10 protein-coding genes are annotated in these 9,814 nt (G+C 67.8%); 1 reads left to right on the top strand and 9 read right to left on the bottom strand.

Annotated elements, in window-relative coordinates; genetic code table 11:
• The 6 genes from AB4Y86_RS04805 to AB4Y86_RS04830 form a co-directional block, all read right to left on the bottom strand.
• Window positions 1–448: hypothetical protein (locus AB4Y86_RS04805; protein ID WP_441400572.1), on the bottom strand; the 448-nt coding region annotated here is incomplete at its 3' end.
• Window positions 449–699: 251 nt separating this feature from the next.
• Window positions 700–1,335, bottom strand: coding sequence for a LysE family translocator (locus AB4Y86_RS04810; protein WP_441400574.1), 636 nt, complete (start codon window positions 1,333–1,335; stop codon window positions 700–702).
• Window positions 1,336–1,493: 158 nt separating this feature from the next.
• Window positions 1,494–1,697: a cold-shock protein gene (locus AB4Y86_RS04815; protein WP_013599688.1), complete on the bottom strand. Its 204-nt coding sequence runs from the start codon at window positions 1,695–1,697 to the stop codon at window positions 1,494–1,496.
• A gap of 177 nt (window positions 1,698–1,874) precedes the next feature.
• Entirely contained in the window at window positions 1,875–4,517 is a 2,643-nt protein-coding gene (locus tag AB4Y86_RS04820) for a PEP/pyruvate-binding domain-containing protein (RefSeq protein ID WP_441400577.1), read from the bottom strand.
• Window positions 4,518–4,527: 10 nt separating this feature from the next.
• The gene (locus AB4Y86_RS04825; protein ID WP_441400579.1) at window positions 4,528–4,842 is read right to left on the bottom strand and encodes a hypothetical protein; all 315 of its coding nucleotides are present in this window, start codon (window positions 4,840–4,842) and stop codon (window positions 4,528–4,530) included.
• A gap of 155 nt (window positions 4,843–4,997) precedes the next feature.
• Window positions 4,998–6,053 (bottom strand): zinc-dependent alcohol dehydrogenase family protein, encoded by a 1,056-nt coding sequence (locus AB4Y86_RS04830; protein WP_441400581.1) that lies wholly within the window; start codon window positions 6,051–6,053, stop codon window positions 4,998–5,000.
• 178 nt (window positions 6,054–6,231) lie between these two features.
• Between AB4Y86_RS04830 and AB4Y86_RS04835 the strand changes: the two genes are divergently transcribed.
• The gene (locus AB4Y86_RS04835; RefSeq protein WP_441400583.1) at window positions 6,232–7,092 is read left to right on the top strand and encodes a 3-hydroxyacyl-CoA dehydrogenase family protein; all 861 of its coding nucleotides are present in this window, start codon (window positions 6,232–6,234) and stop codon (window positions 7,090–7,092) included.
• Window positions 7,093–7,106: 14 nt separating this feature from the next.
• On the opposite strand, the gene AB4Y86_RS04840 is transcribed toward AB4Y86_RS04835, so the two are convergent.
• From AB4Y86_RS04840 to AB4Y86_RS04850, 3 genes are read right to left on the bottom strand one after another with little or no spacing between them, the layout of a single operon-like run.
• Window positions 7,107–8,303 (bottom strand): acetyl-CoA acetyltransferase, encoded by a 1,197-nt coding sequence (locus AB4Y86_RS04840; RefSeq protein ID WP_441400585.1) that lies wholly within the window; start codon window positions 8,301–8,303, stop codon window positions 7,107–7,109.
• On the bottom strand, window positions 8,300–8,995 hold the full coding sequence (locus AB4Y86_RS04845; RefSeq protein WP_441400587.1) for a CoA transferase subunit B: 696 nt from the start codon (window positions 8,993–8,995) through the stop codon (window positions 8,300–8,302). Before AB4Y86_RS04845 ends, AB4Y86_RS04840 begins: the two co-directional genes overlap by 4 nt.
• 36 nt (window positions 8,996–9,031) lie before the next feature.
• A complete protein-coding gene (locus AB4Y86_RS04850; protein WP_441400589.1) occupies window positions 9,032–9,757 on the bottom strand; it encodes a CoA transferase subunit A in 726 nt (241 codons plus the stop codon).
• Between the last annotated feature and the right edge of the window lie 57 nt (window positions 9,758–9,814).

Consider the following 9,814-nt stretch of genomic DNA (forward strand, 5'->3'; position numbering starts at 1 on the left):
GGTTCGCTGGGTGTGATGCGCTGCCGTTGATCTCGAGAGTCCATGAACCTGCGGCTGCCTCCGGCCCGTGCTCAAGGGTGAGAGTTTCGAATAGTGCCGACACCACCTGTCCCAGAGTGATGGGAAAAAAGCGCCGGAGCCGGTGGGATTCGGGGTGGGCATTTTGGGCGTCCAGCCATGCCTGGCGGAGCCAGTGGAACTCCACTGGTCCGAGCGAGGGGGCAAGAATCAGGTGACGGTTCGGATCGAGGGCCAGGCGGTAGGCGCCGCCGCTGCGGTCGATGATGCACGCAGCTTCCGCGACGTACTCAAAGGCCGCCAAAAGATCCTGTTCGGACCGGTGAAAGGAAAAGTCCCCGCTGTCATCGACGGCGACGAAATCACGGATGTCACCGGCGCTCGCCGGACTGCCTGGCGTGTCCGGTTGCGGGCGGGGGGTGGTGTTCATTGTGGTTGGCTCCTGCCGAGGACCGGACTGCCGCCACGGTAGCCGCAGGGTCCTCTTCCTTCATGACACCACCCGCCGGGTCTCAGCGGAACGGGCCCTAACGAATTCCTTACGCATGAGGGCCCAAAGTTTGCGTAATCCTAATGTGCACGACGCGGGGCACTCGCTGGATCCCGCTCACCCGGAGCGGAGGAGCCAGTGGCAATTCCCGACGGGCGCGCCGGYTGCAGCGGCCGGCAAATCGTGGCCCTCTAAGCGGACATCAGGGATTTGGTCAGGATTGTCCCGCCAACCCCGACCAGGACGGTACCGGATCCGCCGGTGACRATCCGTTTCACCTGCGGACGGGCCAGCGCCGTGGAGACCTTCTTCAGCGCCTGTACCAGCAGGATGTACCACGCCAACGCGGTGAGCAGAAAGATGCCGGCCATCAAAGCGTGCTGCTCCAGAGGAGGGAGCGGGCCGAGATTGAACTGCGGGAAAAGGGACAGATAGAAGACGGCGACCTTGGGGTTGAGCAAGTTGCTCACCATCCCTTGCAGGAACGGGGACCCTCCGCCCAGCCGCAGCCTGGGTTCGGCCGCCGCCGGCTGACTGCGGGGACGCCCAAAGGCCTCCCGGAGGGCGCTAATCCCAAGGACCAGCAAGTAGGCGGCACCGGCGATCCTGATCGCGGCGCCGAGTATTTCTGAAGCCCCTAAGAGCGCCGTGATACCGAGCACTGCCAGCAGGGCAAGAATTGTGTTGCCGACCATGATCCCGATCGCCGTTGATGCCGCTGACCCGGGGCCGCCGTGGGCGTTCTTCAACACGAGCGCAAAATCAGGGCCGGGGACGACGACCACGACAACACAGGTCAAGGCAAAGGCCATCAGTTGTTCGACCATCAAGGACTGCTTCCGGAGGAATGGATCTTCGGCCAAGTGTAGCCCGGGCTGTCGGGGCGCAAGGCTCGGAACGCAGCAGCAGCCCCGCCGGAAAATTCCGGAGGGGCTGCTGTGTCTTCTAGGAGAAGTTTTCCGGCAGGCCGGGCTTTCCTGAAAGTCTAGAGCGGGCGGATGTTCTCAGCCTGCGGGCCCTTCGGGCCCTGGGTGACGTCGAACTCGACCTTCTGGTTCTCGTCCAGCGAGCGGTAGCCGCTGGAGGCGATTGCCGAGTAGTGGGCGAAAACGTCGGCTGACCCGTCATCCGGGGCAATGAAGCCAAAACCCTTTTCGGCGTTGAACCATTTAACTGTGCCTGTAGCCATGCCATTATCCTTCTGAAACGCTGCTGATCTCCGACGGCCACGGAGGCCAACGGCTGCGGAGACATTCGTCCGCTGTCCCCAACGTACGGGGCGGCGGGCTCGGGTGCAAGGGTCTAAGCGCTGGAGTTAATCCTGATGACGCTGAGGCAGGGGGTTCCGGAGGGCCGTGATCGGGCCCTAGCCGGGCACCTCGCGGATGGTTCCGGCCGCGCCGTCCACGGTGACGCGCTGGCCGGTGCGGAGCCTGACGGTGGCGTCCGGCACGCCCACCACGGCGGGGATCCCGTACTCGCGCGCCACCACGGCGCCGTGCGAGATGACGCCGCCCATCTCCATGACCAGGGCGCCGGCCGTCATAAAAAGCGGGGTCCAGCCGGGGTCTGTGGAGGGCGCCACCAGGATTTCCCCGGGCTCCAGGCGCGCGCCCACCGGGTCCAGGATCACCCTGACTGTCCCCGTGGCGGTGCCGGCCGACGCCGGCGTCCCGGCCAGGGCACCGGTCGAGGGGGCCGTCGCCATCATGGCGGCTTCGACGTCGGTCCCGTCGGAGAGCAGCAGTCGCGGGATGCGGCGGCGCCGGAGTTCGACGTCGTACAAGCGGCGGCGGCGGGCAACGAGGCCCTGCATTTCGGCTCCGCGGAAGCCCACGCGGAGCTCGTCGAAGTCGAGGAAGAACACATCTCCGGCGGCCGCTACGACGCCGGCGCGCACCAGATCGGCGCCGACCAGCAGCAACTGGCGGCGCATTTCGCCGAGGATTTTCACCACATGGAACTTGGGCAGTTCGCGCAGGCCCGACAGTTCCCGGACCTGCCGCAGGCAGCGTTCGAGCAGCCGCGCGCGCCATCCGCTGCGGGCGTCGGCTAGGTCCACCAGGCTCCGGATCCTGTGCTCTGCATGCTCGGCCGCCCGGCGGAACTGCCGGTCCGGTGCCAGCTCAGGGTCATCCACGCGCAGGTAGTTGGAGATCATGCCGAAGATGTGGTCCGGATCTTCGGACCAGCGCGGCATGCCGAGATCGATCTCAGCCACCGCGCGGTGGCCGTACCTGGCCAGAAAGTCCTGAACCCCGGCCTGCGCCGCCACGGGGAGCGTGCCGGCCCGGTAGGCGGCCGCGAGGCGGTCCGGGTCCTGCGACAGGAATGCGTCCCGAGACGCCGGATCGGCGCCGATGCGGACCGCCAGTTGCCAGAGAACCAGGTCCATTTCGGTGGTCACATTGTGAGGGAGTCCGCGCAGCACCGCCTCGAGCTCGCGGGGAGCTGCGATGCCGCGCAGCAACCAGCGGGCCACCGCCAGCATGATGTAGCCCACGGACGGTCCGGCCAGGGTGGCGCGCATCAGCCCGTCGACCTTCCGGTTCAGGAGCTGCTCGGCGTAGTCGAGGCGCTGCACGGCGGACGCCGGCTCTGACAGCAGCAACTCTGCTTCGAGGCGCTGCCCGTAGGCCTCGGCCCGGCGGAGCTCCGCGTGGGGCCGGAGCGCGGCCCCGATGAGCGACGGGAGCAGCCGCAGGAAGATTCCCGGTCCGGCGCCCGGCGCCGGGTTGCGGGACCGCTCTCTGCGGCCGGCCTTCAGTGCCTCGAGCGTGTCCTTCCGGGGTCGCTTCATGACCGCGAACCTCGGGTCGGCCAGCAGCTCGGGAAAGACGGYGGCCGATCTGCCGTCCGCCAGCGGCAGGATCCGCGCCAGGTAGCGCCGGCCCCATTTGTTCCGCACGGCCGGCGTTATATCCACATACATCCTCAGCCCGGGATTGACGTAGCGCCAGGGGCCTTTCCGGTTTCCCACCAGGCCGAGTGCGGTAAGCCCCATCGGCGTCATCGGGCGCGTCAGCCCCTGCATTAGCGTTCCGCACAGATAGACCCGGACTCCGGCGGAAGGATCGGCGCCGATCGCGGACGGTCCACCGGAGAACGGATCGTCCAACGGATACAGGGTGGTGATTGCGCGGGATTGCGTCAGCCAGGCTTTCCCACCGGCGTCGAGGACCCACTCCACATCCTGCGGCATGCCAAGAAGGTCTTGGGCGGCGTCGCCCAAGTGGGTTAACTCGGTAATTTCGGCGTCGTTCAGGCTCCAGCCCCGCACCGGATTGTCGTCGCCGGGGACGCGGCGAACGACCGTTGCCGTCGCCGTGTCCACGGTGAACTGGTCCGGATTCACGGCACCGGACACCACTGCCTGGCCCGCCCCGGGACTGGCGTTGATCACTGTCTCGGTCCGTGTACCCGTCACCGGGTTGGCCGTGAACAGCACGCCGGCGGCGGCGGCGTCCACCATGACCTGGACGACGACGGCGAGCCCCACCTCGCGGTTGCTGATTCCGTTGGCGGAACGGTAGGCCACGGCCCGGTCGCTCCACAGCGACGCCCAGCAGCGGCGGACGGCATCGATGACGGCATCCGCGCCGGTGACGCCGGTGTACGAATCCTGCTGGCCGGCGAAGCTGGCGAACGGCAGGTCCTCGGCGGTGGCGGACGAGCGTACCGCCACGGCCGGCTGTGGGCCCAGCGCCGCGTAGGCCGCCCGGACGGCAGCCTCGACGTCGGGCGGCACCGCCGTGGCGAGGATCAGCCCGCGGGCGGCCATTACGTCCAGGCCCGCGGGCGCCGCCAGACGGTACGCGTCTGTGGTCAGGCAAAAGCCCTGCGGCACGGGAAAGCCCGCCGCGATGAGCTTCCCGAGGTTCAGGGCCTTGCCGCCGACCAGCCGCAGGGACTCGGAGCCGGCCCGGGCAAGGTCCAACACATAGCCGTCGGGCGGGGAGCCGTCGGGCGCGTCGCCGTCGGGCGGGGAGACATCCGGTTCCGAGCGCATCGCCTACCGCCTAGGCGGTCGTGCCGTCACCGGTGTCCTCCCACTGCAGGTCCAAATTGCGGAACACCGGAGGAGAATCACATAGCGCGGCCATCTGCGCCGCGAACTCGGAGGTCTCCGGCCGCCGCGAATTTTCCATGGCCGATTCGTACGAGTCGAATTCGACAATGGTGAGGTACGTCCCGGACCGGTCGCGGTCCGCCGTGTTCAGGATCCGGCGGAATGTCGGCGTGGTCTCCCCTTCGGTCCGGGAGGGTCTGCCGAGGGCCTCGATCTCGTCGATGCGGGAGGACTGGTATTCGATGATCTGCACAAACCTGGCCATGACGGCTCCTTGAGGGCTGCGGGTGCTGATGCGCATCACGCTAGACCCGCTCCCGCGGCGGTGCAAGAGTTCGCGAAAGCCCCGGGGCGGCCGGCCGCGGCCGCCCCGGGTGCCAGCCGCGCGGCTGGCGCCCGGGGGCCGCCCGGGATGTCCGGTCAGGGGGTCAGCAGGACCTTGATGGCGCGCCGTTCGTCCATTGCCCGGTAGGCTTCGGCCGCCTCCTCAAGCGGCATAACGACGTCGAACACACGGCCCGGGTTGATGGTGCCGTCAAGCACGTCGGCGAGCAGCTCCGGGATGTAGGTCCGGGCCGGGGCCATGCCGCCGCCGATGCTGATGTTGGTGTCGAAGAGGTAGCGCAGCGGAACACCGCCGGCGCCGGTCGGCACGCCCACAAAGCCGAGGGCGCCGCCCGGGCGGACGCTGTGCAGCGCCTGGTCCATCGATTCCTGGGTGCCAACGCATTCCAGTACGGAATCGGCCAACACCCCGCCGAGCAGTTCCCGGACCTTAGCGACGCCGTCCTCCCCGCGTTCGGCCACGATGTCCGTGGCGCCGAACTCCCGGGCGATGGCCTGCCGGTCGGCGTGCCGGGACATTGCGATGATCCGCTCCGCACCCAGCCGCTTGGCGGCGAGCACGCCGCAGAGGCCGACGGCGCCGTCACCGACGACCACGACGGTCCGGCCGGGGCCCACCTGCGCGGCGAGGGCCGCGTGGTGGCCGGTGGCCATCACATCGGAGAGCGTGAGCAGGCTGGCGCGGAGGGCGTCGTCGGGATCGGTGATGCCCGGCACCTTGACCAGGGTGGACTCGGCAAGCGGAACGCGGACCGCCTGGCCCTGGCCGCCGTCGATCGGCAGTCCGGCGTCGTCCTTGCCGCCCCAGCCGGCCAGGTGGTCACAAGCCACGGTCACGCCGTTGAGACACTGCGGGCATTTTCCGCAGCTGACCACGAACGGTGCAATTACCAGGTCGCCCACGGCCAATTCGGTCACCGCGTCGCCGATGCTTTCGACCAGGCCGATGAATTCGTGGCCGATCGCGGAGGGCTTGTGGGTGGGGCGCACTCCGCGGTAGGGCCACAGGTCGGAGCCGCAGACACAGGCGGCGGTGACCTTCACGACCACGTCAGTAGGCTGCTGGATGGTGGGGTAGTCGCGGTCTTCGACTCGGATGTCGCCGGGGCCGTGGATGATGGTGGCGCGCATGGGGGCTCCTCGCATGGTGGTGGATGGGCTGGGATCGAGTTTAGAACACTTGCCTGATCTGCGGGGTGGCCCTTGTGCTCGCTGCCGTCCCTGTCCTTGTATTGATCGCCAAGGGCACGCGCACGAACCGCCCTCATCTGGCAGCTGAACCATCAGCCGCCTCCTGAAAGGAATCCATATGACTTACACGCCCCACGCCAACATCGGGGACCGGCCCATCACCGTCATCGGCGGCGGCACCCTGGGCCGGCGCATCGCCTTGATGCTTTCGCTCCAAGGCGGCGAAGTCCGCGTCTACGACACGGACCTCGCCGTGGCCAAGGCCGCCGTGGAGTTCATCGCGACGCAGCGCCACCGCGCCGTGGAAGAGCTCGGCGGCACTCCGGCGGTCCGGCTCGCGGCGAAGGACGATTTCGCCGACGCCCTCCGGGATTCGTGGCTCGTGGTCGAGGCAGTCCCGGAGAAGCTTGGGCTCAAGCAGGCGATCTTCGCTGACCTTGACCAGTTGGCAGCCCCGGACGCCGTGCTGGCCAGCAACTCCTCCTCGTTTGCCTCCTCCGAATTTATCGGCGGCGTGAGCAGCCCGGAGCGTGTCCTGAACATGCACTTCTACATGCCGCCGGCGGTGCGTTCGGTGGAGCTGATGTCCAGCGGCCACACCGATCCGCGGGTCATCGAACTGCTCATGGCCCAGCTGCCCAAGTACGCGCTGAAACCGCACCTGGTGCGCAAGGAGAGCACCGGCTTCATCTTCAACAGGATCTGGGCCGCGATCAAGCGTGAATCCCTGCAGGTCGTCGCCGAGGGCGTCGCGGACCCGCAGGACGTGGACGCCCTGTTCTCCGATATCTTCAAGTCCGAAACCACCCCGTTCCGATTCATGGACGAGGTGGGCCTGGACGTCGTCCTGGACATCGAAAACCATTACTGCGAGCTGGCCGGGGTCGAGAACAAGTCGGCCCCCATGCTGCAGGAATACATCAACAAGGGCTGGCTGGGAGTCAAGAGCGGCCGCGGCTTCTACAACGACTACTCCTAACCTCGCGTTGCTTCTCAGAGCGCTTCGAGCACGCTGACGTAGTTCGCGATGCCGACGCCGCCCATGTTCTGCACCGCGGCGCGGCGCGGGGCGGCCAGCTGCATGGCGCCGGCCGTGCCCGTGAGCTGCATCGCGGCGATGACGTGCTGAGACACGCCGGTGGCGCCGACCGGGTGGCCTTTGGCCTTGAGCCCGCCCGAGACGTTGATGGGGAGCTTGCCGTCCTTGAAGACCCAGCCTTCCTGGACCGCCCGGGCGCCCTGGCCCGGTTCGGTCAGACCCATCGCCTCGTACATCAGCAGTTCGGCGATCGTGAAGCAGTCGTGCACCTCGGCGAAGTCCAGGTCTTCCAGCCCGACGCCGGCCATGCCCAGGGCTCGCTGCCAGGAGACGCGGGTCGCGGCGAAGGCGGTCGGGTCGCGGCGGTCGGCCGGGAAGAAGTCGTTCGCCTGGCCGAAGCCGGCGAGGCGGACCGGCGCGGTGGCGCCGCCGGTGGGGGCAACGCTGAGCACGACGGCGGCGGCGCCGTCCGAGACCGGCGAGCAGTCGGTACGGCGCAGCGGATCGGCGACCATCGGGTTCTTCTCCGAGACCGTCTGGCAGAACGCCTCGCCGAGGTCCTTGCGGAGCTGTGCGTAAGGGTTGTCCACGCCGTTGCGGTGGTTCTTCGCCGCGATGGTGCCGAGGACGTCCCCCAGGTTCCCAGCGCCGGCGCCGTAGCGTTTCTCGTAGTGTTTGGCCACCTCGGCGAACAGCCCGGTGAACCCGGTGGTGGAGGGCTTGCCGGCCATGTCGTAGTCCGCGCCGAGCAGCGCGGCGCCCACGACGTCGGCGCCGGCCTGGGTCATCTTCTCGGCGCCGATCACCAGGACCGTCATGGCGGTTCCCGCCAGCAGCGATTTGGTGCCCTGCTGGAACGCGGCCGAGCCGGACGCGCAGGCGTTTTCCACCCGAGTGGACGGCACGTTGGCCAGCTGCTCGGAGACCTGGAGCGCCAGCGAGGAGGGGAAGGCCAGCGGCATCATGCCGGAGTTGAACTGGCCCAGGTAGATCTCGTCGATCTGGCCCGCTTCGATCCCGGCGTTGCCGATCGCCTCGGTCGCGACCTGCACGATCAGGGACTCGAGGGTCTCGTCCGTGAGTTTGCCGAACCGGCTGTGGCCCCAGCCGGTGAGCAGCACATCTTTGCCGAACTGGTCTTTCAGGCTCATGCCCTGGCTCCTTCCAGGCTGCTGCCCTCGAGGGAGGGGTCGACGTCGAACTCCGCCTCCGTCTTCTCGCGGATCTCCGCCACTGTGACGCCGGGGGCGAGGCGCGTGAGCGTGAGCCGGCGGCCGGCGCCTGTTTCGTGTTCCGGCTTCACAAGGTCGAACACCGCAAGGTCGCTGATAATGCGGTCCACACAGCTCAACCCGGTGAGCGGAAGGGTGCATTCCTTGACGATCTTGGCGGTTCCGTCCTTGGCGTTGTGCTCGGTGAGGACGACGACGCGGGGGGTTCCGGCCACGAGGTCCATGGCCCCGCCCATGCCCTTGACCATCTTGCCGGGGATGGTCCAGTTGGCGAGGTCGCCGTCTCCGGAGACCTGCATGGCGCCCAGGATAGCGACCTTGACATGACCGCCGCGGATCATGCCGAAAGAGGTGGCGGAGTCGAAGATGCTGCCGCCGGGCAGCACCGTGACGGTCTGCTTTCCGGCGTTGATCAGGTCGGCGTCCTCCTCGCCCTCGAACGGGAATGGGCCCATGCCGAGCAGGCCGTTCTCGCTCTGCAGCACGACGCGGACGCCCTCACGCAGGTTGTTGGCGACCAGCGTGGGGATGCCTATGCCGAGGTTGACGTAATCGCCGTCGTTGAGTTCTTCGGCCGCGATGGCAGCCATTTCATTCCGGGTCCAAGCCATGGTGTTTCTCCTGAAAAGTGTCGGTGGGGCGGCGGATCAGACGGCGGCGGGCGCGATGGCCTCGGCGCGGGGCCGGACGGTGCGCTGCTCGATGTCCTTGACCCGGCCGCTGGCCTGCACCAGACGCTGGACGAAGACGCCCGGGGTGACGATGTGGTTGGGGTCCAGTTCGCCGGGTTCCACGATGACCTCGGCCTCGGCGATGGTGACGGTTCCGGCGGTGGCGACGACGGGGTTGAAGTTCTGTGCGGTGTAGCGGTAGATCAGGTTGCCGTCGGTGTCGGCGGTGTGGGCGTGGACCAGGGCGACGTCGGCCTTGATGGCGCGCTCCTGGACATAGGTCTCGCCGTCGAACTCCGCCAGCGGCTTGCCTTCGGCGACGAGGGTGCCGACGCCGGTCTTGGTGTAGAAGGCGGGGATGCCCGCGCCGCCGGCCCGGAGGCGTTCGGCGAGCGTGCCCTGCGGGGTGAATTCGACCTCGAGCTTGCCGGCCAGGTACTGCTCGGCGAAGAGTTTGTTTTCGCCGACGTAGGAGGCGATGACCTTGCGGACCTGGCCGGCTTCAATCAGGAGGCCCAGGCCCTTGCCGTCGATGCCCATGTTGTTGGAGACCACGGTGAGGTCCTTGACCCCCGAATCCCGAACGGCCTCGATCAGGTCCGCCGGGATTCCGCTGAGGCCGAAGCCGCCGACCGCGAGGGTCATGCCGTCCTGCAGCACGTCCTGCAGCGCGGCAGGCGCGGCGGATTTAACCTTTGACATCTGCATCTCCTCATTGAGCATTTTTTGCTGTCCACATCTGCAATCCACTTTGTGGAC

The organism is Arthrobacter sp. 2YAF22_2 (assembly GCF_052114645.1).
Taxonomy (GTDB): domain Bacteria; phylum Actinomycetota; class Actinomycetes; order Actinomycetales; family Micrococcaceae; genus Arthrobacter.